This window comes from Paenibacillus sp. FSL R7-0216 (assembly GCF_037969915.1).
Lineage (GTDB): Bacteria > Bacillota > Bacilli > Paenibacillales > Paenibacillaceae > Fontibacillus > Fontibacillus rhizolycopersici.
In genome coordinates, this window is the sequence record NZ_CP150222.1 from 5,167,497 (window position 1) to 5,192,622 (window position 25,126).

21 protein-coding genes are annotated in these 25,126 nt (G+C 55.5%); 5 read left to right on the forward strand and 16 right to left on the reverse strand.

The features are described 5' to 3' along the window. Window positions 1–4 precede the first annotated feature (4 nt). The 4 genes from MKZ15_RS23870 to MKZ15_RS23885 all read left to right on the forward strand — a co-directional run bounded on the left by MKZ15_RS23870 (window position 5) and on the right by MKZ15_RS23885 (window position 4,846). Window positions 5–1,408 (forward strand): sugar ABC transporter substrate-binding protein, encoded by a 1,404-nt coding sequence (locus MKZ15_RS23870; protein WP_193417584.1) that lies wholly within the window; start codon window positions 5–7, stop codon window positions 1,406–1,408. 120 nt (window positions 1,409–1,528) lie between these two features. Beyond that, the gene (locus tag MKZ15_RS23875) at window positions 1,529–2,521 is read left to right on the forward strand and encodes a LacI family DNA-binding transcriptional regulator (RefSeq protein WP_339818821.1); all 993 of its coding nucleotides are present in this window, start codon (window positions 1,529–1,531) and stop codon (window positions 2,519–2,521) included. Between the two features lie 6 nt (window positions 2,522–2,527). Further along, complete coding sequence (locus tag MKZ15_RS23880; protein WP_339818824.1) at window positions 2,528–3,526, forward strand: BadF/BadG/BcrA/BcrD ATPase family protein; 999 nt, start codon at window positions 2,528–2,530, stop codon at window positions 3,524–3,526. A 6-nt stretch (window positions 3,527–3,532) separates the two neighbouring features. Then, entirely contained in the window at window positions 3,533–4,846 is a 1,314-nt protein-coding gene (locus tag MKZ15_RS23885) for a 6-phospho-beta-glucosidase (RefSeq protein WP_339818826.1), read from the forward strand. Window positions 4,847–5,123: 277 nt separating this feature from the next. Here MKZ15_RS23885 and MKZ15_RS23890 read toward each other — a convergent pair whose 3' ends face one another. Then, window positions 5,124–6,005, reverse strand: coding sequence for an AraC family transcriptional regulator (locus MKZ15_RS23890; protein WP_239483878.1), 882 nt, complete (start codon window positions 6,003–6,005; stop codon window positions 5,124–5,126). Between the two features lie 138 nt (window positions 6,006–6,143). Between MKZ15_RS23890 and MKZ15_RS23895 the strand changes: the two genes are divergently transcribed. After that, the gene (locus MKZ15_RS23895) at window positions 6,144–7,541 is read left to right on the forward strand and encodes an alpha-glucosidase/alpha-galactosidase (RefSeq protein ID WP_339818828.1); all 1,398 of its coding nucleotides are present in this window, start codon (window positions 6,144–6,146) and stop codon (window positions 7,539–7,541) included. Between the two features lie 319 nt (window positions 7,542–7,860). Here MKZ15_RS23895 and MKZ15_RS23900 read toward each other — a convergent pair whose 3' ends face one another. The 15 genes from MKZ15_RS23900 to MKZ15_RS23970 form a co-directional block, all read right to left on the reverse strand. Next, window positions 7,861–8,667 carry an MBL fold metallo-hydrolase gene (locus tag MKZ15_RS23900; protein ID WP_339818829.1) on the reverse strand — a complete coding sequence of 269 codons (807 nt, stop codon included), beginning with the start codon at window positions 8,665–8,667 and terminating at the stop codon, window positions 7,861–7,863. Window positions 8,668–8,676: 9 nt separating this feature from the next. Continuing rightward, window positions 8,677–9,426 carry a two-component system regulatory protein YycI gene (yycI, locus tag MKZ15_RS23905; protein ID WP_213622504.1) on the reverse strand — a complete coding sequence of 250 codons (750 nt, stop codon included), beginning with the start codon at window positions 9,424–9,426 and terminating at the stop codon, window positions 8,677–8,679. A 283-nt stretch (window positions 9,427–9,709) separates the two neighbouring features. Then, entirely contained in the window at window positions 9,710–11,143 is a 1,434-nt protein-coding gene (yycH, locus tag MKZ15_RS23910) for a two-component system activity regulator YycH (RefSeq protein ID WP_339818834.1), read from the reverse strand. After that, window positions 11,140–12,963 (reverse strand): cell wall metabolism sensor histidine kinase WalK, encoded by a 1,824-nt coding sequence (gene walK / locus MKZ15_RS23915; protein ID WP_155604552.1) that lies wholly within the window; start codon window positions 12,961–12,963, stop codon window positions 11,140–11,142. Before walK ends, yycH begins: the two co-directional genes overlap by 4 nt. Window position 12,964: 1 nt before the next feature. Then, on the reverse strand, window positions 12,965–13,681 hold the full coding sequence (gene yycF, locus MKZ15_RS23920; RefSeq protein ID WP_155604551.1) for a response regulator YycF: 717 nt from the start codon (window positions 13,679–13,681) through the stop codon (window positions 12,965–12,967). Window positions 13,682–13,860: 179 nt separating this feature from the next. Beyond that, a complete protein-coding gene (locus MKZ15_RS23925) occupies window positions 13,861–15,408 on the reverse strand; it encodes a M23 family metallopeptidase (protein WP_213622505.1) in 1,548 nt (515 codons plus the stop codon). A gap of 239 nt (window positions 15,409–15,647) precedes the next feature. After that, window positions 15,648–16,379, reverse strand: a complete 732-nt coding sequence (locus MKZ15_RS23930) for a hypothetical protein (RefSeq protein WP_339818837.1) — start codon at window positions 16,377–16,379, stop codon at window positions 15,648–15,650. 170 nt (window positions 16,380–16,549) lie between these two features. Further along, complete coding sequence (locus MKZ15_RS23935) at window positions 16,550–17,836, reverse strand: adenylosuccinate synthase (protein ID WP_155604548.1); 1,287 nt, start codon at window positions 17,834–17,836, stop codon at window positions 16,550–16,552. A 374-nt stretch (window positions 17,837–18,210) separates the two neighbouring features. Then, a complete protein-coding gene (gene dnaB / locus MKZ15_RS23940; protein ID WP_155604547.1) occupies window positions 18,211–19,572 on the reverse strand; it encodes a replicative DNA helicase in 1,362 nt (453 codons plus the stop codon). 1 nt (window position 19,573) lies between these two features. Beyond that, entirely contained in the window at window positions 19,574–20,017 is a 444-nt protein-coding gene (gene rplI / locus MKZ15_RS23945) for a 50S ribosomal protein L9 (protein ID WP_155604546.1), read from the reverse strand. After that, window positions 20,014–21,996, reverse strand: a complete 1,983-nt coding sequence (locus MKZ15_RS23950) for a DHH family phosphoesterase (RefSeq protein ID WP_339818842.1) — start codon at window positions 21,994–21,996, stop codon at window positions 20,014–20,016. The genes rplI and MKZ15_RS23950 overlap by 4 nt, the downstream gene beginning before the upstream one ends. 11 nt (window positions 21,997–22,007) lie before the next feature. Beyond that, entirely contained in the window at window positions 22,008–22,928 is a 921-nt protein-coding gene (locus MKZ15_RS23955; RefSeq protein WP_155604544.1) for a DUF2232 domain-containing protein, read from the reverse strand. Window positions 22,929–22,934: 6 nt separating this feature from the next. Continuing rightward, window positions 22,935–23,237, reverse strand: coding sequence for a MazG-like family protein (locus tag MKZ15_RS23960; RefSeq protein ID WP_193417599.1), 303 nt, complete (start codon window positions 23,235–23,237; stop codon window positions 22,935–22,937). An 87-nt stretch (window positions 23,238–23,324) separates the two neighbouring features. Next, window positions 23,325–23,750 carry a CBS domain-containing protein gene (locus tag MKZ15_RS23965; RefSeq protein WP_155604542.1) on the reverse strand — a complete coding sequence of 142 codons (426 nt, stop codon included), beginning with the start codon at window positions 23,748–23,750 and terminating at the stop codon, window positions 23,325–23,327. 180 nt (window positions 23,751–23,930) lie between these two features. Further along, window positions 23,931–25,010 (reverse strand): LCP family protein, encoded by a 1,080-nt coding sequence (locus MKZ15_RS23970; RefSeq protein WP_339818846.1) that lies wholly within the window; start codon window positions 25,008–25,010, stop codon window positions 23,931–23,933. Window positions 25,011–25,126: the final 116 nt, after the last annotated feature.

Consider the following 25,126-nt stretch of genomic DNA (forward strand, 5'->3'; position numbering starts at 1 on the left):
TTTTATGACGAAGAACCCCGCAGCACCAAAGCCAAAGTTATCCGTTTTATTGGGGACCATCCTGCTCCTCAGCATGATCCTGTCCGCTTGCAGCGGCGGCAAATCGGCCGGCGATCTCGGCTCGGGTACGAGCACCGGTGGGAACTCCGGCAATGCCGGGAGCAAAGTCGAGAAGGTTACGATCACGCACTATACCATCGATTCGCCGGATCGCACGTTTATCGAGGAGTTGATCCCGGAATTCGAGGCCACCCACCCGAATATTAAAGTAAAAGTGGAGAAAGCTCCCTACGAGCAATTCGACAGCAAACTGCAGACGTTGATCGCCGGCGGCAACTCGCCGGACGTGACCAGCCATTACGGTTACGGCGGATTCGCAGAGTATTACAACAAAGACATGCTGCTCGATCTGACCGATCTGATGGCCGAAGACGGATTCAATGCAGACGACTACAGCATTCCTTCCCACCTGATGGACATCTATAAGGTCAAGGACCGCACATACGGCATTCCCGTCAATATCTACGTCACGCTGATGCTGTACAACAAGGACATGTTCGACGCGGCCGGGATTCCTTATCCGCCAAGCGACTTCGAGGATAAGAGCTGGACGTTCGATAAAATGGTCGAGGACGCCAAGCAAATGACCGTCATCTCCAAAGACATCGCCAAAACACAATACGGCGTCGACTTCACCTGGGCCGAACGCGACATGCGTCCGCTATACTTCGGCGCGGAGCCTTATTCCGCAGACACCTGGACGAACGGCGGCGTACCTTCGGAGACGCATTTCGATTCCCCGGAAGTGATCGCAGCTTATAACAAGCTGTTCGATCTTATTTTCAAGGATAAGGTGTCGCCGAACTCCGAGTGGAGCAAGAGCGTTGCCGGGCAGAACGGCGATCCGTTCGTTGCCGGCAAAATCGGGATGTCCGTTGGCGGTTCCTGGAACCTGGCCGGGGCGAATGATTTTCCGTTCAAAATTGGGGTAGCGGCTGTGCCATGGGGCGGTAACGAGAAGGTACGCAGCACGTTGTTCGTCGACCCGCTGCTGATCCTGAAGGATTCCAAGCATCCGAAGGAAGCTTTTGAGTGGATCAAATTCCTGCTGACCGATGACGTTCAGGAGAAGTCGATTGAGCTAAGCGGCGGCAATCCGCCGGTGAACACGAAGGCGGCTGAAACCTATTACAAGCATTTCGAAGGCATTGACCCGGAGGACGTGAAAAAGGTGTATGAAGGCGCAACGAAATACGGGTTCGAGTCTTATAACCACCTCATTACGAACTATTCGCAAATCAACGACATGTTCATCAACGAAATGCAACCGATCGAAACCGGCCATAAAACCGTAGAGGAAGTGATGCCAACGATTCAAGCGAAGGTTACGGAAATTCTCAAGCGATAACCCGAGTTCCTGACCGCGGGCAGCCCAGAACAAGCGGACAGCGTCACCCGGCCTGATATATACTAAACCTAACAAGATGACATTAAGGGTACGGAAAAACTGCCGCAAGGAGATATAGAGATGAAGGTTAGCATTTTTGACGTCGCCAAAAAATCCGGGTTGTCCGTGGTCACGGTCTCCCGTGTCCTGAACGGGGCGGAAACCGTGCGGGAGAAGAATCGCCAGAAGGTGCTGGACGCTATGAAGGAGCTGGACTACCGCCCCAATGCGGCCGCCCGCAGCCTCGCCAGCGGAAAGACAGGAATCATCGGCGTGATTGTGACGACGCTGCAGGACTCTTTTTTCGATCAAGTGGTAAAAGAACTAAACGAGGTGCTCGCCCTGCACGGCTATTTTCTGGCGATTTCGGTTACGACCGGGATCGGCAGTGGCGACACCCATTACTTAATCCAGGAAGACCGCGTCGACGGCTTGATCCTGCTCTCTCCGATGGAGGAGGACAATTATATTGTTGAGCTGAAGCGGCGCGGCATTCCTTATGTGCTGATTGATAACCAGAAGCCGGATAATGACAGCTTCTCTGTAACGATCGATAATTTCAAAGGCGGATATATGGCCACGAAGCATCTGCTGGAGCAAGGGCATATGTCCATCGCCCATCTATGCGGCGAGGAGATGTTCCGCAGCACCCGGGAGCGGCGCAGCGGATTTTTGCAGGCGCTTTCGGAGCAGGGGCTTGAACCGTTCGAGATCGTGACCGGCGAATTTGAAATCGCCTTCGGCTACGACACGTGCAAGCGTTGGATCGCTGCGAATCGCCTCCCCTCCGCTGTCTTCGCCGGGGATGACAATATCGCGCTTGGCGTGATGAACGCCTTGATGGAGGCCGGCATCTCCGTGCCGGGTCAGGTGATGGTCGTGGGGTACGACGACCAATACATCGCATCCCAGCTCCGGCCGCAGCTCACCACCGTCCGGCAACCGGCGGACCAGATCGCGCTGGCAGCAGCCGACATGCTGCTGAAGCGCATTGATGGGCGCATGAAGCGAGGCGCCGGCCAGCGGATCGATCCGGAGCTGATCCTCCGCGAAACTACTGTCCGTAAGGAGTGACGACGATTGGCTTATTACTTGGGGATCGACGGGGGCGGCACCAAAACCTATGCCCTGTTGACCGATGAGCACGGACGCGTGCTTGGCAAAGGCCGCAGCGGGAACGGCAACCATCAGACAGGCGCCGCTGAGGCGGCGGCCAGCATCCGGGACGCCGCGCTGACGGCTTTGGGCGAAGCCGGACTCCGCATGGAGGACCTGCGGCACGCCTATTTGGGGCTTGCCGGAGCCGACCGTGAGGCGGACTACCGGATTCTCCACCCGATGGTACGGAATATCGGGTTCACGAACTATACGATCAACTGCGATACGATGATCGGATTGCGCGCGGGCACGAACCGCCCGTACGGCATCGCCCTGATCTGCGGCACCGGCACGAACGCGGCCGGTCGCAACCTGCAGGGCGAGCATGTTCAATGCGGCGGCTTCGACTATATGTATGGCGATTTTGGCGGCGGCGGCGCGCTGAATATCGAGGTGTTCCGCTCCGTCATCCGCGCTTGGGACGGACGGGAGCAGGCGACGGTGCTGACCGGACTACTGCTGGAGATGCTGGGGTACGCGCGCGTGGACGACATGTTCAACGATTTCCTGGATCATGGGAAGCATGTCCCCGTGGACGCGGCGCGGCTGTTGTTCCCGGCGGCGGCCGAGGGCGATGCGGTCGCGCTGGAGATCCTGCACCGCCAGGGAGCCGAGCTGGGCAAATCGGCCGTGGCGGTGATCCGCAGGCTGGGGATGAAGGACGACGAGTTTGACGTCGTCCTGGCCGGAAGCCTGCTGACGCGCGGCGACCGCGGCTGGATCCGCGGGCCGATCGAGCAAGCCGTGCGGGCGGAAGCGCCGCAGGCCTCCGTCGTGACGCTGGCCACGGAGCCAGTCGTCGGCGCCGTCTGGTCGGCGATGGAAGAGGACGGCCTAACCGTCTCCGGCGAAGTGCATGAGCGAATGGCCGCATACCGTGATTTTGACGCCATTATTTTAAATGACAAGATAAAGGAGTGACCCCTCTTGGCACCAACAAAGCAAGGTTTAAAGATCGCCGTCATCGGCGGCGGATCTTCGTATACACCCGAGCTGGTCGAGGGCTTTATTAAGCACCACCAGGAGCTGCCGGTGCGGGAGCTGTGGCTGGTCGACATTGAGCCGGGCCTGCGCAAGCTGAATATCGTTGGAAACTTAGCCAAACGGATGGTTGAGCAAGCTGGCTTACCCATCGAAGTTCATCTGACGACGGATCGCCGGGCAGCCATTTCGGGCGCAGACTTCGTCAGCACACAGATGCGTGTCGGCATGCTGGATGCCCGGGCCCGCGACGAGTCGATCCCGCCGAAATACGGCGTCATCGGCCAGGAGACGACCGGCCCCGGCGGCATGCTGAAGGCGCTGCGCACGATCCCCGTGCTGCTGGAGATCTGCCGCGACATCGAGGAGCTGGCGCCGGACGCCTGGCTGCTCAATTTCACCAACCCGGCGGGTATGGTGACCGAAGCCATTCTCAAGTATTCCAAGGTGAAGAGCATCGGGCTCTGCAATGCGCCGATCGGCTTGATCAAGCAGGTGTCCAGCAAATACGGTGTAACCGCGGATCGGGTGTATGCCGAATTCGTTGGGCTGAACCATTTGCATTGGGTATCGCGGATCGATGTGAACGGCGAAGACAAGCTGGACGAAATGCTGGCGGACACGGCCGGGTATAGTGCCAAGAACGTCCCTGCCCGCGAATGGAACCCGGATTTCCTCCGTTCCCTGCGTGCCCTGCCCTCTTACTATCTGAAGTACTTCTACATGACCGACGCGATGCTCGAAGAGCAGCTGGAGTCCCTGAATCAGGGGCAAAACCGTGCCGAAGTCGTGAAGCGGGTCGAAGAAGAGCTTTTCGAGCTCTACAGCGATCCTGAGCTGAAGGAGAAGCCGAAGCAGTTGGAGCAGCGCGGCGGTGCGTATTACTCGGAAGCGGCGGTGAACCTGATGCGTTCGCTTTATAACGGGACCAACGACATCCAGACGCTGAACGTAGCCAACAACGGCATCCTCAACTTCTTGCCGGACGACGCCAGCATCGAGGTCAATTGCGTCGTTACGAAGACCGGCCCGCTTCCGCTCCCGCTGACGACTATCCCGCCCATGGCCAAGGGCTTGATCCATGCGGTCAAAACCTACGAGCAGCTCGCCATCGACGCCGCCGTCACCGGCAGCCGCGACCTTGCTTTGCAAGCGCTGGCGCACCACCCGCTGGTCCCGTCGGTCGAAGTCGCCATTAAGCTGCTGGACGAGATGCTGGAGGCGAACAAAGAGTATCTGCCGAATTTCTTCCCGCTGTAAACCTCATCGTATCGTAACCTAAGAACTCTCCTCCCGTTGTTTATGGGAGGGGAGTTTCTGTTTGTTGCACAAAATGCAACATTTCCGCGATCTGACTCATTTCTGAGGACGGAGCTACTCTCGAGTATTCCCTTCGGATTTTAACTGAGCCAAACCTGCATCTAACTTACAATCCATGCGCTCACTACATGCACAGAGCTTTAGATCCCATTCGGCCCTTTCCACCTCATTAGTACCTCTCCTGTGATCCTCGCTGTCATAGCCCCTACGGCTGCATTCAGCCCTTTAGCGCCGTATGCCCGCCGCTAAACATCCTCTGCTCCCGCCGGTAGCTTTGCGGCGAGACCGCCTTGGACTTCTTGAATACACGGCCGAAGTGGGTCACGCTTTGGTAGCCGACGCGATACGCGATATCGGTCACGGGCAGCTCCGTCTCACCCAACAGCGTACAGGCTTCCTCGATGCGGACACGGTTGATATAGGCGACCAGCGTTAGCCCCGTGACCCGGGGGAAAATATGACTCAGGTAATAGGGACTGAGGTGGAAACGGCCGGCCAGCTCGCCGAGGCTTAGATTCTCTTCGTAATGCGCATTGATGTAGCGGGCGACTTCGGAGATTTCCCGGTAAGGGCGCTTCCCGCCTCCCTCTTCCCCATCGTGGGTTGGCCGTCCCTGCGCCATGCGGAGCAGGTTGAGCAGCAGTTCGGCCAGCAGCAGGCGGCCATACTCCTCATACCCGCTCGCCTGCTGCTTCTGCTCCGTCAGCATACGGGCCAAAAGCGGCTGCACGAGATGTTGCTCTTCGGTGCTTAAACGCAGAACCGGATACCGTTCGAAGAGCTGCTCCAGCTCTTCCTCCCTTCCGGGAAGCAACATACTCACCGCCTCTGTGCGGAAGTTCACCAGCAACCGCTCATGGGATTGCGACAGCTTCCCGGACGGGGAAGTTTTATGCAGCACGTTGACCGGGATCAGCACGAGGTCGCCCGCGCAAATGCGGTAGATTTGATCCTTGATGAAATAACACCGTTCCCCGGACACGAGATAATAAATTTCCCACGCATCGTGAAAATGCTCCCCCTCCATCGAGAACCGTCCCGGCTGCTTCGCCGCCTCAATGAACAGCATCCGGCGAATCGGCGCCAACTGCCCCTCCATCGTCAAATCGCTAACCCCCTCGTTTAATTAACAGCAAAAAATGTAGACTAACAGCTCAAATTAACAAAATTCGTGCGGTAACTTTTCTATTATTGCTCTATGTTTATTGTAACATCATTCAAGGGGAGTGAACGAGATATGCAAGAAGCAACAACGGTCAAAAACTTGAAAATCGCCTATATTGGCGGCGGCTCGCGCGGCTGGGCGTGGGGACTGATGAGCGACTTGGCTTTGGAACCGGCGCTTTCGGGGCATGTGGCCTTATACGATATCGACTTAGCAGCGGCGCAAGCGAATGAAGTGATTGGTAACCGCTTGCAAAATCATCCTGATGCGGTCGGATGTTGGCGTTACGAGGCGGTACCGACGCTGCCGGAAGCGCTGAAGGGCGCCGACTTTGTGATCATCTCCATCCTTCCCGGAACGTTCGAGGAAATGCGATCGGACGTACATACGCCGGAAGCTTACGGCGTCTACCAATCCGTTGGCGATACCGTCGGCCCGGGCGGCGCGATTCGCGCGATGCGCAGCATCCCGATGTACGTGGAGATCGCCGAAGCGATCCGCGACCATGCGCCAAACGCTTGGGTCATCAATTACACGAACCCGATGAGCGTGCTGACCCGCACCTTGTACAAGGTCTTTCCGGGCATCAAAGCCTTCGGCTGCTGCCATGAGGTCTTCGGCACGCAAGAGCTGCTCGCCGAGATGCTGCAGGAGATGGAGGGGCTGACCGATGTCCGCCGCCAAGATATCGAAGTGAACGTGCTGGGGATCAACCATTTCACCTGGCTGGACCGGGCTTCCTATCGCGGTACCGACCTGTTCCCGATCTACCGGGCCTTTGCCGAGAAGTATGCTGAAGAAGGCTTTAGCGCCCATGGTCAAAAAGACCACTGGATGAACAACAGCTTCACCTCGGCGAACCGCATCCATTTCGACCTGTTCCGCCGCTTCGGCCTGATTGCCGCCGCCGGTGACCGCCATTTGGCCGAATTCATGCCGAACACTTGGTATCTGCGGAGCCCCGAGCACGTGAAGCAGTGGAAATTCGGTCTGACAACCGTAGCCTGGCGGATCGACAATCTGCAGAAGCTGCGCGAGCGCAGCCGCCGGCTTGTTGCCGGCGAGGAGTCGTTCTCGCTCAAATCCAGCGGCGAGGAAGGCATTGCCATGTTGCGCAGCTTAACCGGCGCTAGCGCCCCGATGATCACCAACGTCAATCTGCCGAACCGCGGCCAGATGACCTCACTGCCGCTGAACGCCGTCGTCGAGACGAATGCCGTGTTCAGTGCGGACAGCGTCCAGCCCGTGCTGGCGGGCAGCCTGCCGGAGGACATCAACAATCTCGTCACCCGTCATGTCTACAACCAGGAGGCCATCCTCAAGGCGGCTATCAATAAAGACCGCGATCTGGCCTACCGCGCGTTCCTGAACGACCCGCTGCTTTCCGGCCTCACGCCGAACCAAGCGGAGGAGCTGTTCACGACGATGCTGAATAACACCAAGGCGTATTTGCCGGGGTGGGAACTATAGCATAATAAATACCGCCCGGGGTTCGCCATCCCCGGGCGGTTTGCTTGTCAGAATCTATAAATGTATGCGAAAAGCCGAATACATTTTACCGTTTATGCCGTTTTCGACGGAATGTATTCGAATTTTCATACACATTCTCGTCCCAGAAGGTCAATCGGCCAGAATCTATATGAAATATCGTATACAATTTCAAATTTGGTTCCATCCGCAGCACATTGTATTCGAAAAATCATATATAATTCAACGAATGAGTCCACATATACACGCTAGCCCAACCTAGGCGGGTTCCAAACATCAATCGGTCCCCTCCCGCCGCCACCTACCGCTCACTCAACACATCCCACGGCGTGGGTCGGTCATAGTACGTTTCGCAAAGCTTGAACTCGCTGTCCCGGAAGAAGCAGCCGCGGTCTTCCATGGCGCCGCGAACGGACATCTTGGCCAAGTCGAGCATATTGTGCTCGCGACTAAGGTGAGCCAGATACGTCCGCTTCAGGCGGCCGTTCAAGATCTCGCTCATCAACTCGCCGGTTGCATCGTTGGACAAGTGTCCCAGGTCGCCGAGAATGCGGCGTTTGATGTTCCACGGGTAACGTCCCATCCGCAGCATCTCGATATCGTGATTCGCCTCGAGCACCAACACGTCAGCGTCGCAGATCGCTTCCTTCACCTTGTCGCTGGCGTAGCCGAGGTCGGTACATACGCTCAGCTTCTCTTTGCCATCGTAAAAGTTGTAGCCCACCGGCTCGGCGGCATCATGCGAGATGGCAAACGACTCCACGCGGAGCGAGCCGAAATCGCGAGTATCCCCGGTACCCAAGATGCAGCGCTGGTCGTCCGCGAGGTTCCCGATTGCTTTTTCCATAGCGGCCCACGTCTTCTCGTTTGCATAGATCGGCAGATTGTATTTTCGCGCCACCGCGCCTAGGCCCTTGATATGGTCCGAATGCTCATGCGTAACCAGAATTCCCGTCAGTTCCTGCCCGGTCACCCCGCGCTCCATCATCAGCTCATCGATGCGTTTGGCACTAAAGCCGGCATCGACCATCAGCGTGACTTCCCCGTTCGCAACTAACGTTGCATTGCCCGTCGAACCACTCGACAGCACCGAAAATCGTATCCCCATAATCTCCCATTACTCCTTCGTTTTCTCTGTGTTCGGACTGATGACATCGCCGCTGATGCCTTGCACGTAATACTCCTTGCCGCTCTCCAGCATAAACCTCCATGCCGGCGCGGCCGGCAGATGGGCATCCGAATCGAACACCTCGCCGTAATAGCCCAACTCCACTTCCGTAACGACCGAGCCTTCCGGAAGGAAGTTCTCGATCAGGTTCCCTAGCGCTTTCGAGGCGGACAGCACGCGTTGCGGCTTCTCCTCCTCCGGATAGGTGATCTCAATCGCCCGGCGCTGGTACGAAATGATCTTCTGATTGCTATTGAACAGTTTTAGCTCAATTTTGAAAAGCGGCCATTTCCCGTCGACCAACGGATGCAACACAAACACGTCTGAACTGCTCGCCACTTCGTCATATCGATAATCGCTGATGTCCGGCAAGCTCGCCTTCAGTGCAGCCGCCAAATCCCTCGGCGTAAAAATTAGCCTGCTATCAACCGGCACCGACAGGTCGGTCAGTTTACCGCTTTGCGAATCGTCCACGAACCGGTAGGCGATCTTCGGCAGCTCCGGCGTTTCCATCGGAATCTTGGCAAGCACACGAATGTTCTTCTCGTCCATCGCTTGCTGCGTATTATTCTCCAGGGCGGTGATATCCAGGTTGGAGTCGGCCTGCTCGCGCAGATCGTTCCACAGCTGATAACCCAGCACCAGATTCAACAGCAAAAAGGCGTAAATCAATACGTTTTTCGCCCGACCCCAATCCATGGTTCGTCCCCCTTTCGTATAGATTCGATTCTCTCATACCGTACCGAAACGTGACGTAACGGACCGTAGTGACGTTAATGGTGTATTTCCCGTCGATATCCCAGCCTAACGGACTCCAGTGACCCTATTCGCACTCTATCGAAACAAATTGGGCTCGACCCAGCCGAATAACGTCTCCTGGGTCCGTTATAGCACGAAGATCCCCCAAACTTTGGCCCAATAGCGCCTCCTGAGTCCGTTAAAAAGTAACGTTTGACGTGGAAGAGGCTACGAAATGACTAAGTTACTCGTTTGCATTTGCAGCATCATTTGCAGCAGCATTCCCATTAGCACCGGCACCAGCGTTACCACCAGCATCAACGCCAACATCCCCGCCTACGCCGGCACCCTCATTCACACCCGCCTCGGTCTTCTCCACCGCGCCCAAGCTGAGTACCCGGGTCGCGCCATTGCTGAGCTCGACGACCCAAGTTGGCTTCAGCAGCAGGCCCTTTTCAGTGAGCGACGGCAAGTACGCCGGGTACAACCCGGCGATGCCGGCCTCCGCCCGAAGCGCTGCAATTTGCTCACGAAGCGCCTTGCCGCCCGGCAGGGAGACAACTTTCTTCTCCCAGTTGCCGCCGGAGCCGTAGATCAACGAACGCTCATATCCGGCGATCGTACCTTGGCGCATCTCGAGCGTGATCGCCCCATAATGGAACGTCGGCAAGTCGATGATCGGGAATGCGCCAAACTGCCCAGTCCCGTAATACTGTTGGAACACGACCCGTTGCTGGTTTTCCTCGATGCCTTCGCTCGTCTGCTCTAACCGGTACTTCCCATTCCAGCCGCCGTGCTGGTTAACGAAGTCAATCGATGACAGCACGTTTTTGCTAGGACTGTTCTCGCCAGCCGAGGGGGCGGCTGGATCGGTGTAATTGATCCAGTTCCGGTTTTGTTTGACTTGAAGGCTGCGTTTACTGTCTGTGTAAATCTCGGAGCCGTCTTTTTCCCGGATATAACGGGTGATGCTCGGATCAAAGAACAAACTCTGCATCTGCTCTGTGGTATATAACCCAATGTTCAAGCCGGTTTCCACCAGATCGATCGGCTCCTCAGGAACGTAGTAGCCGTCCGTCAACGTATATGGCACCCAGTCCTTTCCGAAGTCGACCTGCTGCTGGACGTCCTGCACCGTCAAGTCGGCTTTGGTCGCTTCGTACACGACGTCACCCCGAGAGCTAAAGAAAAAGACGCGCACCTGGTCATCGGTTCCCGTGTTGAAGATCAGCAGCCGGTTGACGTTCTCCGCGTCAAACAGCGGGTCCGGCGCTATCTGCATGACCTTCTGCAGGAGCTGCACTGGCACGCCTCCGCCAAATTCCAGCTCCACGCCGATATCTTTGCTGCGAATGTCCGACCACTGGATATTGTCGATGTCATACCGCTGGAAACCTTCGAACTGACGGCCCTTCAGCCGGTTGTAAATCAGATTGTAAAACGTCGAATCCGGGTAAAACACGGTGTGCCGCTCCTCGCCCATATGTACGGCAATTTGCGCCGGAAAGAGCATCACATCGGCCTCCTGGGTCGTCCCCATATTCTCCGTACGGATGTAGTCGCTCTCCGATTTGACCACCGGATTGCTGCCCGGCAATTGATAGATCAGGAAATAACTCTGTACCAGGCTGCACGCGACCAGCAAGGCCAGCGCCAGCGATTTGACCCTTTCCTTCATCGCGCTTCGCCTCCTTGCTTCTCTGCCGGCAGCGTAAAGGTCACCTTGGTGCCTTTGCCGAATTCCGATTGCAAAGATATGGTTCCGCCGTGGGCGCGCACAATTTCCCGGGCAATGGACAATCCCAAGCCCGTCCCGCCCATATTCCGAGAACGCGCCTTATCGACGCGATAAAACCGTTCAAAAATCCGGTCCAGGTCCTTCTTAGGAATCCCGATCCCGGTATCCTGTACCGAAATCGCCAACTGGCGATCATCGGTCAAGTGTGCTTCCAGTGTGATAGTGCCGCCTTCCGGCGTGTACTTCATCGCATTGGAGATCAGGTTGTCCAGCACCTGGTCGATCTGGTCACGGTCGATCCAAGCCGTATCCACGTCACTGGCGATAAACAACGTTGGCTTGATCCCTTTCTCCTGCATCTGAAAAGAAAACCGATCCGCCACATCCTCCAGCATCTCCATCACGTTCGTCGGCTGCTTACGAAGTTCGGCCTCTTGGGAATCGAAGCGAGACAGGTGCAGCAGGTCGGTGACGAGGCGGATCATCCGCTCGGTCTGATTCTGAATCACAGACACGAACCGCGGCCCAAGCTCCGAATCCTCCATTGCGCCGTCCTCCAGCGCTTCCGTATAGCTCTTGATCGTCGTCAGCGGCGTCCGCAACTCATGCGACACGTTGGCCACGAACTCCCGCCGCGAGGCCTCCAGCTTCTCCTGCTCGGTGACGTCCTGAAGCACGGCGATCGTGCCGATGATCCCGATTTCCCGCCGATGAATCGGCGTAAACGTCACCCGGATGAGGAAAACATCGCCGTCCGGCCCAGTATTTTCGAGAATCGTTGAGTGCATCGTCCCTTGCTCCAGCACATCCCGTTCCTCTTCCGGCAGGTTCATCAGCGACATGATATCGGCCCGGTCGAGCGCCGTATCCGGTGTCCCCAGCATCTCGCTCGCACGCCGGTTCATCAAGATGACCCGTCCGGTCTCGTCGGTCGCGATCACTCCGTCGCTCATGTTCGTGAGGATCGAGGCGAGCTTCTCCTTCTCTTCCTCGTTCTGCGCCAGCGCATCGCGAAGTCGGCTGGTCATATAGTTAAATGCCTTACTGAGCTGCCCGATCTCATCGTTGCCAAGCACGGGCATTTTCTGGTGAAACTCCCCTTCGGCCACCGCCGTGGCACGCCGGGTCAGCTCCTTAATCGGCGAGGTGATCGTATGCGCTAAGATGACGCCAAGCACCGCCGTCAGCCCCAGCGCCAGCAAGATCCCGGAAATAAATATATTATTAATCCGCTCCATCGTACTGTACAGCTCGCTCATCGACGCCGCGATGTAGATCGCGCCGACGATTTTTCCACTGCTGACCACCGGCTTGGCGACGACCTTCTTCCGGACGTTATCCTCATCGATGATATATTCCTCGTTGTCGCGGATGCCTTGCAGGGCCCGGCTCACGACCGTCTGCGTGTTCTTCGTGCCCACGTAATCGGCGTGGGACGGCTTGGACGTCGTCAACACCTTGCCGCTCGCATCAAGCACCTGAATTTCAGCCCCGCCAATGTTAAACAGGTTGTTCACCAGCACGCGCAAATTCTCCATCGATTCTTCCGCCGACTCTCCAGTCACGCCCAGGTTTTGCGCCGCCAGCACAGAGAGCAGCTCCGCCCGCTCCTGCAGCTCCTTCGTGAAGTTGCTGGTCAGCGAGGTCTTCATCGCGCTCACGAAATACACCCCGATCAACTGCATCGCGATCAGGATGAGGAGCACGTAGATGATGATCAGTTTGGCCTGGATGGTGCGAAAAAAAGAGGGCAGATTCATTCTAGAGTCCACCCGCCTTGGAGCTACGCATCATGTACCCCAATCCCCGCCGCGTCAAAATGTATTCCGGCTTGCTCGGATCCTTCTCGATCTTCTCGCGCAGCCGGCGAATCGTCACGTCCACCGTACGAACATCGCCAAAATACTCGAAGCCCCATACCGCCTGCAGCAGGTGTTCACGCGTCATCACTTTCCCGGCGTTCTTAACCAGGTAATGCACGAGCTCGAACTCCCGGTGCGTCAGGTCCAGCGGTTCGCCGTTCTTATGGACCGTGTACATGTCCGTATCGATGAACAGCTCAAATAAGCTGATGCCTTGCTTTGTCTCCTCCGCACCTTCGGTCGCCGCCGCCTTCTGCTGACGGCGCATCTGCGCCTTCACCCGAGCCAACAGTTCCCGCGTACTGAACGGCTTCGTGACGTAGTCGTCGGCGCCCAGTTCCAGCCCCAGCACCTTGTCGATCTCCCCGTCCTTGGCCGTCAGCATGATGATCGGCGTTTCGAGCTTCGCCCGCACCTCCCGGCACACGTCCATTCCGTCCTTGCCGGGCAACATCAAATCGAGCAGGATCAGATCCGGTTGCTCGGAGAACGCGAGTCGAGTGGCCTCAATCCCGTCGAAGGCGAGAACCACCTCGTAACCCTCTTTTTCCAAATTAAATTTCAAAATATCCGCAATGGGTTTCTCGTCATCCACGACCAGAATTTTTCCTTGCATGACTTCGTTCACCCCAACTTTCAGCCATGGGCTTTTGCTCCCTCTATCTTACCATATCTGACGCCGCATCAGCTATCCGCCGATCCGGTAACGATTGACAACGCCGATTTCGGGGTAAATAAGGGTTGAGGCAAAAAAAAGCCCGCCTCCCTCACGGGCTGCGGGACTGATCTTATATCTTATAGATACTTCATCGGGTTCTGAATGCTGCCGTTCTTATGAATCTCGAAATGAAGATGCGTACCGGTTGAGCGCCCGGTGTTGCCCATGACGCCGATCTTGTCGCCCTTCTCGACGACTTGCCCTTTCTTCACGCTGATCTTGCTTAAATGGCCATACAGCGTCTCATACCCGTTCTTGTGATCGATGATGATGCAGTTGCCGTAGCCCGTCTTCGTCCCGACAAAAGAGACCACCCCGTCATCGGCAGCGAGGATATTGCGTTTCGAGGACACGAGGTCGACGCCTTTATGCGTCCGCCCCCAGCGCTCTCCATAGCTGCTTGTCATCTTGGCGCTGGATACCGGCCAGGCAAACTGCCCGGAACCTTCGCCCAGCACGACCTTCGTGCCGCGCACGACGATCTTCGGCGACGATTTCTTGGTGACCTCCTGGCCTAACCATTCTTCATCCACGACCATGCCGTTTTCCTTCGTGATCCGATACTCCATCGTTTTCAGGCCGCTGCTCCCCGGCGAGACGACCTTGGTCTCTCCAGATCGCATGCTGGCGTTCGTCTTGACGACCACCTGCGGTTCGGTGATGATCTCTTCCGTCACATGCTCCACGGTGCGAACCGTCAGCGCCGGTTGGACCGCCTTCACATTCAGCAACGTTCCAATCTGCAGCGTCAGCTCTTCAATCCCGGGATTGTTCGCGAACAACTCTTTCTGAGACACATCAAAACGGGCCGCAATCGACGAGATCGAGTCCCCTTCCTGTACCTCATATTGAATGGCTTCCTCGTCTCCCTGAAGAATCTTACGTACAGCCTCCTCAGGGCTCAGTACCTTGTTCGGATCTGATTTGATCTCACCCTGCGCCACCTCTTCGGCGATTTCCACCGTTTCCAGCGTCGTGTTGGATGCCTTTGTTTTGGCCCCCGCCGTCGCGCTGCCTCCGGTGCGTTTTACTTTCGCTGCCAGTGTGCTGGCTGCCACATCCGGTGCATATTGCGTTTTGACCCGGTCCAGCACTTCCCGTGCCGCCTCCTGATCCTTCACGACAGCAATCACTTTGCCGTCCACCTTCAGCTCAACGCCTTTGGCATAGCCGGTCAACATCCCGTACAGCTCATTGAGTGTCGAATCCGCATCGACTTCCGCTTTGTAGGCCTGTTCCGGTTTGGTGGTAATGTCCTCGGTATTCACCGCCATCTCCACTTCCGGGTACTTCTGTTTATATTCTTGCTCTTTGCGTTTAATCAGAGCCTGTAATTGCGATTCGCTCGCGATCGTGCCAATTTCCTTCCCGCCGACATAAACCCGGTAATAAGCTACCGTATTGGCTTTGACATATTGCTGCCCTGCCAAATAAACCGTACCGGCGATCAATACCACCGCTGCCCCTGCCAGGGCGACCTTGCGGGATTTAAGAAGATGGGGCCATTTCCGCCCATTCTCTGCTTCGGATATCTCTGAATCGTTTTCCGGGCGGCTGTGTTGCTCCTGCGTTCGAGAGTTTTCTCCGCGCCACAGCTGCCAACGTTTTCCCGTAAAACCTTTCATACCGATCTCCTTTATTCATCGACTCGATTCGACTTAAAATGGTTTCAAAATTTTAACCTTTTACCGCTATTGTTAACTTTAACACAGCCCAGCAAGGGATTTCAACCTTGGGCCAAAATGCAAACAACCCGCTTAACGAAGCGGGTTATCGCGAATTTGGCGGCATCTCGGCCGGTTTTTTTAATTTACAATCCTGTGAATGTTAACGCTGACATTCCCTGTATACCGGGGGTTTGGCGTTACTTTTTTAACAATTCCATGACCTTGGCATATTCCGTCTTGTCCAGATGTTTAGATAGCATTTGCTCGATGTTCATCATCTCCGTCTCGGTCAGTCCGCCCTCTAAAGCGACGGTTAAAATTTGCATCTCCTCCTGCGGCAGCTTCTTCATGAGGATCGCAAAAATCTCCTCCTTCTGCTTATCGGGCAGCTCCTCCTTCTTGGCGACGAGATCATCCGGCGTCACCACGACTTGCTGGTCCTCGCCTAAGGCATCGCCGGCACTCATTCCGCCCATGACCGGCAAAGCGTCCTCCGGCGCATTCCCATTCGGATCCGTCTCGTTGGCATCCTTGCCCGTACTCCCGGATGGGGGATTCCCGCTAGTCTCCGTCGTCTTACCACTGGGAGTCCCGTTCTTCTCTCCACCACCGCCAGACGGATCTGTCGAATTGTCCCCGGTCTTGTTCGAGTTGGCGTCGGCGACGGAGCTACTGTCGACTTTGTCTGCGTTATCCCCTGGATCGGTTTCCCCCTCTACCTTACCGGTACGGTCTGAATCCTTACCGAACCCCAACATCCCCTTCATGATCCCACCAAAACCAGGAGCCTGTCCGGCGACCGGCAGGTTATAACTGCTCATAAGCGATTGGATGTACGAATTGACGATATATCCCGTCGTGGCAACGGTCAATAGACTGACCGCTACAATCGTTACGCATAATTTCAAGATCCATCCGAGCCATTTCATCGTTTTATCCTCCTACTGCCTAAGAATCTAGTCTCTCAACCTTCAGTATGGACGGAGAAACCCGATTTCAACCTTGGTTTAGTAGGCAAAACTAGAAAAAGAAGCCGTCGACAGCGCGATGTTTCCATCCTCTATCGGCGGCTCCTATAGGTTCATAGTCTAAGTTTTGCTTATTCGTAGATCGGCAGCACTTGATTCGTTTGGCTGCGGTTGCGGCCGACCGAGAAAATCGCAATCGGTACACCAGTCAACTCGGATACGCGATTGACGTAATTGCGGGTGGTCTCAGGGAGATCCTCCAGCGTTTTCGCCCCGGAAATGTCCTCCGACCAGCCCGGCATTTCTTCGTACACCGCTTCGCATTCGGCAAGCATTTTCAGACTAGCCGGGTAGTGCGTGATAATCTCGCCGCGGTATTTATACCCGGTGCAGATCTTCACAGTTTTCAGCCCAGTCAGCACGTCCAGCGAGTTCAGGGACAACCCGGTCAACCCGCTGACACGGCGCGTATGGCGGACAACGACGCTATCGAACCAGCCAACCCGGCGCGGACGCCCGGTCACGGTCCCGTACTCGTGGCCGGTTTCGCGGATCATGTGGCCAACTTCGTCGAACAGCTCCGTCGGGAACGGGCCGTCGCCGACACGAGTTGTGTACGCCTTAGCCACGCCGATAATCTGGTGGATTTTCGTCGGACCCACGCCGCTGCCATTGCAGACTCCGCCTGCCGACGGATTGGACGAGGTCACGAATGGATACGTCCCTTGGTCGATGTCGAGCATGACGCCTTGCGCGCCTTCAAACAATACCTTCTCGCCCGCATCAATTGCTTCGTTCAAAATCACCGACGTATCGGCTACATACGGACGAATGATTTCTGCGTATTCCAGGTACTGCTTCAGCACTTCCTCCACGTCGAGAGGCTGGCCGCCATAGACGGTCTCGATCAGATGATTCTTCTCCTTCATTGCATGGCGCAGCTTCGCCTCGAACTCCTCCGCATCCATCAAATCGGCAATCCGAATCCCGCTGCGGGAGGCCTTATCCATATAAGCCGGGCCGATCCCTTTCTTGGTTGTTCCAATCTTGTTCTCGCCCTTGCGTTCTTCCTCCAAAGCATCCAGGACCAAATGATATGGCAGAATCACGTGGGCCCGGTCGCTGATGACCAAATTCTTCGCGCTGAACCCGTTCTCTTCCACGTAATTGATCTCCTCGATCAATGCCGCCGGATTGATGACGACCCCGTTTCCAATAACACAACGTTTATTTTGATTGAAGATGCCTGACGGAATCAAGGTGAGTTTGTACTTCTTGCCGTCGATAAGAATGGTGTGACCGGCGTTGTTACCGCCTTGATAACGGGCCACCACATCGGCGCTATCCGCCAAGAAATCCGTGATTTTACCTTTACCTTCGTCTCCCCATTGCGTTCCCACAACGACTACCGTTGACATGTACATTCCCCCGCCTGGTGCGTCAAGCACCTGTATTTGAACATTGCAAAAGACAGCCTTTCGATTGCTGATGCTTCCCTGCAAACCTTAGGCCGATGCGACATTACACCTGTTGTACGCGCTAACAAACGTTCCGCTGCCGTCAAACCGAAGTTGATCTATCGCTTTAACGCAGCAATACCAGTTTAACAGTCTCCATTTTCAAAGTCAAATTAAAAAGCGAACGATTATTCGATCGCATTTTACAAATGTTCGGAATTAATTCATGAATCCAGCAAAAAAGAGCGACGCATTAGGTCAGCCCTTAGAATCCGATATAGCTAGATGATGATCGATTATTGATGAGTTCCATATGAAGAAGTTCCGTACTTAGGCTACCCCGCAAAGGCGTCCGCATGAGCCCGCTCATAGTTGGCGAACTTGTTGAAGTTCTTCAAGAAGACGAGCTCAACCGTCCCAACCGGGCCGTTCCGCTGTTTCGCGATGATGATCTCGATGATGTTCTTCTTCTCTGTCTCCTGGTTGTAGTAATCGTCCCGGTACAGGAACGCTACGATATCGGCATCCTGCTCGATGGAACCGGATTCCCGAAGGTCGGACATCATCGGACGCTTGTCCTGCCGCTGCTCGACGCCCCGGCTTAACTGAGACAAAGCAATAACAGGCACTTCCAGCTCCCGGCCGATTTGCTTCAGCGTCCGGGAAATTTCCGAGACCTCCTGCTGCCGGTTCTCGCCGGGTTTGCCCCGGCCCTGAATCAACTGCAGGTAGTCAATCACGATCATGCCCAGGCCGCGTTCCTTCTTGAGCCGGCGGCATTTCGCCCGGATATCGGCAACGGTGATCCCCGGAGTGTCATCGATATATATATCCGCTTCCGACAAGGCCGCAATGCCCATCGTCAGCTTTGACCAGTCGTCATCGCTCTTGAAATCGCCGGTACGCATGACGCTGGCGTCAAGGTTGGCCTCGGCGCAGATCATCCGCTGTACCAGCTGAGCTGCGGACATCTCCAGACTGAAGATCGCCACGGTCTCTTTAGCGCGCACCGCCACATTTTGTGCAATGTTCAAGGCGAAAGCCGTTTTACCTACGGATGGCCGCGCCGCTACGATAATCAAGTCGCTGCGCTGGAATCCCGCGGTCATTCTATCCAAATCCACGAATCCGGATGGAATCCCGGTTGTCGTTCCGCGATTCTGATGCAGCAACTCAACGCGATCGAACACTTCCATCAGCACGTCGCGAATGGCGATAAACCCGCTGCCCGAGCGGCGGTTGGAAATCTCCAGAATGCGCCGTTCGGCATCGCTGAGCATATCGGCCACGTCTTCGCCGCCGGAATAACCGTCGCTGACGATTTGCGTCGCCGTACGGATCAACCGCCGCAGCATCGATTTCTCTTCAATGATCCGTGCGTAATAATCCACGTTGGCCGCCGTCGGCACGGCATGGGCCAGCTTGGCCAAATAGCTGACGCCGCCGATCTCTTCGAGCTCGCCGCGGTCCTTCAGCTTCGAGGTCAGCGTGACGAGGTCGATCGGCTTGCCTTCCTCGCCCAGCTGAACCATCGCTTCAAAGATCAATTGATGAGGCTTATCGTAAAAATCCTCGGTCCGCACCCGCTCCATCGCGGAGATGAGCGCTTCCGATTGCAGCAGTACCGCCCCGAGTACCGCTTGTTCAGCTTCTAGGTTTTGCGGGGGGATCCGGTCAAAAAACAGATCTCCGCTCATCTTATTCCTCCGTAACGTGAACCTTAAGCGTCGACTTCACTTCCGGGTGAAGCTTCACCGGCACTTGCGTTACGCCTAGAGTCCGGATCGGATCATGCATTTCGATTTTACGCTTATCGAGCTTCACGCCGGCTTTCTCCAGCGCCTCCGCGACTTGCTTGCTGGTAATCGCGCCAAACAAGCGGCCTCCCTCGCCAGCTTTCGCTTTCAACTGTACGGTCATTTCCTCCAGCTTCTTGCCGAGCTGGACTGCCTCTTCCTTCTCCTGCGCTTTGCGCTTCAGTTCGGATGCCGCTTGCTGCTCCAGCGTCTTCACATTACCTTCGGTAGCCGGGCGAACCAGTCCCCGTGGCATCAGGAAGTTCTGTGCATAACCTTCCGATACCTCTTTAACTTCCCCTTTTTTTCCTTGGCCTTTGACATCCTTCAAAAAGATCACTTTCATTCGAATAACCCCTCTTCCTTCTCTATTTCATCCAGCACGGCGAGCAATCGTTTCTCCGCTTCCGTCTGGGTTCCTTCCAATTGAACAGCTGCATTCGTCAAGTGTCCTCCGCCGCCGAGCCGCTCCATGACCACCTGGACATTCATGCTCCCGAGCGAACGGGCGCTGATCCCAATCAGGCCGTCCGGCCGCTCGCTGATCACGAACGAAGCAAGTACGCCCGTCATATTCAGCAGCGTATCCGCCACTTGGGCGATCAACAGCTGCGGGATTTTGCGGTTCGTCTCCGTCACCGCCAAGGCGATATGCCCGTGGATCATGCGGGCATGCTTGATGATGTCGGCCTTGGCGATGTACTCCTGCAAGTCTTCCTTCAACAATCGCTGCACCATCACCGTGTCCGCCCCGTTTCGACGGAGGAACGCCGCAGCCTCAAACGTCCGAGAGCCGGTGTGAAGCGCGAAATGCTTCGTATCGACGGTGATGCCCGCGAGCAGCGTCGTCGCTTCCAGCGGGCTGAGCTCCACCTTCTCGTGAATGTACTGCAGCAGCTCCGTAACGAGCTCGCACGCCGAGGAAGCGTAAGGCTCCAGATAGACGAGCACCGCATCGGCCACGAATTCTTCCCCGCGGCGATGGTGGTCCACGATGACGACGCGGCTCGCTTCTTCGACCAGCCGGGGCTCCATCGTGATGGAAGCCTTATGCGTATCAACGAGCACGAGTAACGTGTGCTCGGTCATCAAATTCAGGGCCTGCTCCGGCGTGATAAACCGCCGGAGCAGGGCCTCTTCTTTGCCGATGCGCTCCATCAGGCGCTCGATCGCCGGGTTCGGGCCATCCAGCACGATGTGGGCCTCGACCTTGTACATATCGGCGGCCTTCAGCACGCCGATGGAGGCGCCGATCACGTCGAGGTCCGGTACGCGATGGCCCATGATGATGACGCGGTCGCTCTCCTGCATCAAATCGCGCAAGGCATGCGCGATGACGCGGGCGCGGACGCGCGTCCGCTTCTCTATGGCGCCGGATTTGCCGCCATAGAAGGACAACCGCTGACCGGCCTTCACGGCGGCCTGGTCTCCCCCGCGGCCGAGCGCCATATCCAAGCTGGACTGGGCGAGTTCGCCCAGCTCGCTGAAGCGCTCGGCACCAAATGCGAGGCCGATGCTGAGCGTAATCGGCACCTTCAGGTCCGCGGTCATTTCGCGGACCTCGTCCAAGATCACGAACCGGCTTTGCTCCAGTTCGTCCAGCGATTTCTGATTTAGGATCATCAGATATCGCTCGGAGGACAGCCGCCGCAGGTACACGCGGTACTGTTTGGCCCATTCCGTGATCGCCGTCGCTACGCGGGCGATCAAGGCGGTCCGCTGCTGGTCATCCATCCCCTGGGTAGCCTCATCTAGATTGTCCAGCAGGATGATGCCCAGCGCGGCCCGTTCGTCTTCGTACCGACTGCGCAGCACCGCCAACTCTGTCATATCATGAATGTAAATGAGTCGTTCATTCGTATCGATGGCCAATTCGTAATGTCGATCCCCAACCATCGTCTCCGCGGTTGTCCGAGCACCGCCGCCATCTTTCTTGTCGCGGCTTGGCGCAGGGAGCTGCGGCAGTAGCTCGGACAAAGGTAGACCTACGACGGAGTCTTTACCGTACATGCCGGCTACGAAATGGTTATGCCATTCGATCGTCCGCTCCTCGCTATAGAGCATCAGACCAAACGGCAGTTTACTGACCGCCTCGCCTTCTACCCGTTTGATCCGGTAGTTCAAATCGGTCACGTAGCGGATCAGCTCTTTGCGGAACTGCCGCTCCGCCCTTAGCATGCTGTAAGTCAACACGCAGACAAGGCATAAGCAGACTAGCCCCAAAATCCAGTTAAAGTAGGAGACGAAGATGACGAGCAGCAACTGAAGCATGAACATCCATACGGTCTGGTACCCGTACCAACGTTTTTGCAAAATATTAGGCATGCCTTCTCACCCTATCGTCTTGATCTCGTAATCATATCCCGTAGCGGAAATGCAATGTCCAGAATCCCCACGATTCGCAGCGGCGGAATAAACAACATCGCTACGATCAACAGGATCGGAATGACCGGGTTCCACTTGCGGTGATAGGCCGCAAAGAAGAAGAAGCTTGCCGTTTGAACCATAAAGAGGAATTGCAACAGCGGCATCAGGTTCAACAAAATCGTGCCCATGAACCCCTGCTGAACAGCTTCTCCGCCGAACCACTGCAGCAGCACGCCAATCAGGTAATACCAAATCAGCGAACGCGGCAACCGCCAATCGCGGATCGGCGGCAGCTTCGGCACCGCATGCCCTAAGCTGGATAACGTCGGCCTAGAGATGGCATGGGCCACCGCAGCGATCAGAAGCGAGCAGACGATCATCGTAAACGGAATCATTCGCACCGTGAGACTGGAAAACTGCTGACTCATCTCCGGTGACCAGACGATCCCGCCGGCCAGCGAGCTGTCGGCGACATTCGTAAACGGAGCCATGGCCGAATTGACCAGGTCCTCAATCGCCGTAGCCAGGTTAAAGTCAAAGAACACCGTGCTGATCAGAAGGACCAGCAAAAATTCCAGCAAAATGGTGCCGGCTCCCGTCATGATCGTGCGAAAGGCCGGAACTCTTTTCTTATATAAATAGCCCATCACGATCGAAGGAATAATAAAATAAACGGCCTGCAGCAGAATAACCGGTCCGAAGATCAGCGAAGCCGCTAGCCAGACCACCGCTACGTGCACGAGAAACACCCTTGTCGACAAGGTCGTGTACAACAAGATGCCCGGCACGATCAGAAAAAACATCGTAATCACGGTAAGCGGAGTTGCAAGTGACAGCAGAAGCAGCAAATATGCGGCGCTCCAGGCCACCGATGTCCAGCGTAACTTCAAATGGGTTCACCTCTTACGCATATGTTCTTCCAGGGTAGAAATATCTTGATACCAATCCTCGAGCTGGTGACCCTCCTGCTTATGTTTTTTCAGTTTCTCCAAGATGCTGTCATCCATATCCCGATAGGAAACACCTAGTCTTCGCCCCAAAATATAACTGCTGACAATCAGACTGGCAAGACTGTCCATAACCCGTGTCGTGCTGCCTTCCCATAATGCTTTAAACAAACGGGATACGTGATCGACTACTTCCGTTTTGAGCCATTCAATCACCTTGGCACGTTTGGCCACATCCATTTCCCTTTGCATGGCGGACAGCTTCCACCCTCCCCGAAAAAGCTTTATTCTTCATTATAGCATAATGCAACCGCGACAAAAGACGCAAACCTTTAGGATTTATTGGGGTTGTGCCGCATTTCGGGTCACGAACTTCTCGCAATATTCGATAATTTGGCTGCGCCGGACGATCCCGATGAACCGGCCCCGGTCGTCAACGACAGGCACAAAGTTTTGCACCTTCGCTAGATTGATCAGGTCCTCCATATCCGCATCGATCCGTACCGGTTTCATGTCCATCTTCAGCGGAACGTCCTTGAGCAAAAATTTTGAAGCGGTCTCAAAATTGATCCTACCATCGGAATTTTTCATATGCCAAAGTAAGTCGCCTTCCGTCACCGTGCCGACATACGCACCGTCCCGGTCGATGATCGGCACAGCCGTATATCGGTGAAATTCCATGCGTTCCAACGTCTGCCGCAAGGTGGAATCCAGCGTTACGGTCACCACGTCATTTTTCGGAAGCAAAAAAAACGCTATATTCATGAGAACAAAATCCTCCTCATCCTTCATTCAGACTCCCCTAATTGATACGTTTCGAAACGGGATATGTTCCGGGACGGGCCGTGTGAAATCGGCAGCCGGAACACCGGACTGCCGAGGTTTGATATAAACCTATAAAGCGGTTTAATCTAAAGTATGATGCCCCAAGATGACTCATTCTTGCTATTGCTGGTTGGTTGCCGTTCCCTGCGTGCCATTTGACTCGGTCGCGGCCTTCTCGGCGTCCCGCGATTCTGGCGTTATCAAGGCGGACGTTTCTGTTTCCGGGTTGAGCCAGTTGTCGATCATCTCTTTAGCAAAGTTCACATCTTCTTCGTTGGCCTTGTCATAATAAATGCCGTTCAGCCGCATCCCTTCGCCCATAATCGTAAATCCGCTAATTTGCGGAGAAGCATCGCCCAGCAGCACTTGCTTGGACAAATCGATGATTTGGCTTGGCGGCAGGTCCGTCTTAAAATTATCGCCCATCAGGTTCATCAATTCAGGAATTTTTGTCACTTGATTCAGCTTTAACATTCGATCGACCATGGCGTTTAGAAACACCTGATGCCGTTTCGTCCGGTTAAAGTCACTGTCCTCGCGGTAACGGACGAAGTTCAAAGCCTCCGTGCCGTCGTACAGCGGTTTCCCCGCTTTAATCGTAAACTTCTCATGATCCGCTTGCTTATTCACGATATCCTTGGTAATCGGCAGCTCGACGCCGCCCAATGCATCAACGATATCCCGCACACCCTGGAAGTTGATGGCCGCATAGTTATCGACCGGATATCCGATGAAATGCTCCACCGTGTCCTTGGCCATTTTCTCTCCGCCAAAAGCATACGCATGGTTAATCTTGTCTTCCTTATCCTTGCCCACAATCTCTGTGTAGGTGTCGCGAGGGATGGATACCAACAGCACCTTCGCATCCTCTGGGCGCACCACCGCATAGATCATCGTATCCGAACGAGCCGGCTCGTTATTTCGTTGATCCACGCCGAGCAGCAGTACGCTGAACGGCTTCATGTTCTCTTCCTGCGGCTGCACGGCCTGCGCTTCTTCCCCTTCCAGCGGAGAATAGGATCGCTCCAGAGTCTCCTCGACTTTCCCTGACAGGAACAAGTCAAACGCCATCACGGCGAGGGGTTTACGGAATAAATATCCCCCTGCCCCAATCACCAGTAGGATCACCAGTGAAAGGATTGCCACTTTTCTACGATTTTTCTTTGGTTTTGCCTTATGCCTTTTCTGTCGTTCGATCATTGATTTACGCCTCCATCGCCATTCTGGTTGATTTCGCATATCTTCATCTATGAGTTCGTCACGAGTCTACTTTTCTGCACGTCTCTATCTATCACTTTTCAAAACAACTCTACCGC

Coding starts and splice junctions, on each gene's coding strand:
- rplI (WP_155604546.1), bottom strand. CDS start 20,017: ATGAAAGTGATCTTTTTGAAGGATGTCAAAGGCCAAGGAAAAAAAGGG.
- MKZ15_RS23960 (WP_193417599.1), bottom strand. CDS start 23,237: ATGCAAAGGGAAATGGATGTGGCCAAACGTGCCAAGGTGATTGAATGG.
- yycI (WP_213622504.1), bottom strand. CDS start 9,426: ATGGATTGGGGTCGGGCGAAAAACGTATTGATTTACGCCTTTTTGCTG.
- MKZ15_RS23900 (WP_339818829.1), bottom strand. CDS start 8,667: ATGGGGATACGATTTTCGGTGCTGTCGAGTGGTTCGACGGGCAATGCA.
- MKZ15_RS23925 (WP_213622505.1), bottom strand. CDS start 15,408: ATGAAAGGTTTTACGGGAAAACGTTGGCAGCTGTGGCGCGGAGAAAAC.
- MKZ15_RS23875 (WP_339818821.1), top strand. CDS start 1,529: ATGAAGGTTAGCATTTTTGACGTCGCCAAAAAATCCGGGTTGTCCGTG.
- MKZ15_RS23890 (WP_239483878.1), bottom strand. CDS start 6,005: ATGGAGGGGCAGTTGGCGCCGATTCGCCGGATGCTGTTCATTGAGGCG.
- MKZ15_RS23895 (WP_339818828.1), top strand. CDS start 6,144: ATGCAAGAAGCAACAACGGTCAAAAACTTGAAAATCGCCTATATTGGC.
- MKZ15_RS23930 (WP_339818837.1), bottom strand. CDS start 16,379: ATGAAATGGCTCGGATGGATCTTGAAATTATGCGTAACGATTGTAGCG.
- MKZ15_RS23970 (WP_339818846.1), bottom strand. CDS start 25,010: ATGATCGAACGACAGAAAAGGCATAAGGCAAAACCAAAGAAAAATCGT.
- MKZ15_RS23870 (WP_193417584.1), top strand. CDS start 5: ATGACGAAGAACCCCGCAGCACCAAAGCCAAAGTTATCCGTTTTATTG.
- yycH (WP_339818834.1), bottom strand. CDS start 11,143: ATGAAGGAAAGGGTCAAATCGCTGGCGCTGGCCTTGCTGGTCGCGTGC.
- MKZ15_RS23950 (WP_339818842.1), bottom strand. CDS start 21,996: ATGCCTAATATTTTGCAAAAACGTTGGTACGGGTACCAGACCGTATGG.
- MKZ15_RS23935 (WP_155604548.1), bottom strand. CDS start 17,836: ATGTCAACGGTAGTCGTTGTGGGAACGCAATGGGGAGACGAAGGTAAA.
- dnaB (WP_155604547.1), bottom strand. CDS start 19,572: ATGAGCGGAGATCTGTTTTTTGACCGGATCCCCCCGCAAAACCTAGAA.
- walK (WP_155604552.1), bottom strand. CDS start 12,963: ATGAATCTGCCCTCTTTTTTTCGCACCATCCAGGCCAAACTGATCATC.
- MKZ15_RS23965 (WP_155604542.1), bottom strand. CDS start 23,750: ATGAATATAGCGTTTTTTTTGCTTCCGAAAAATGACGTGGTGACCGTA.
- yycF (WP_155604551.1), bottom strand. CDS start 13,681: ATGCAAGGAAAAATTCTGGTCGTGGATGACGAGAAACCCATTGCGGAT.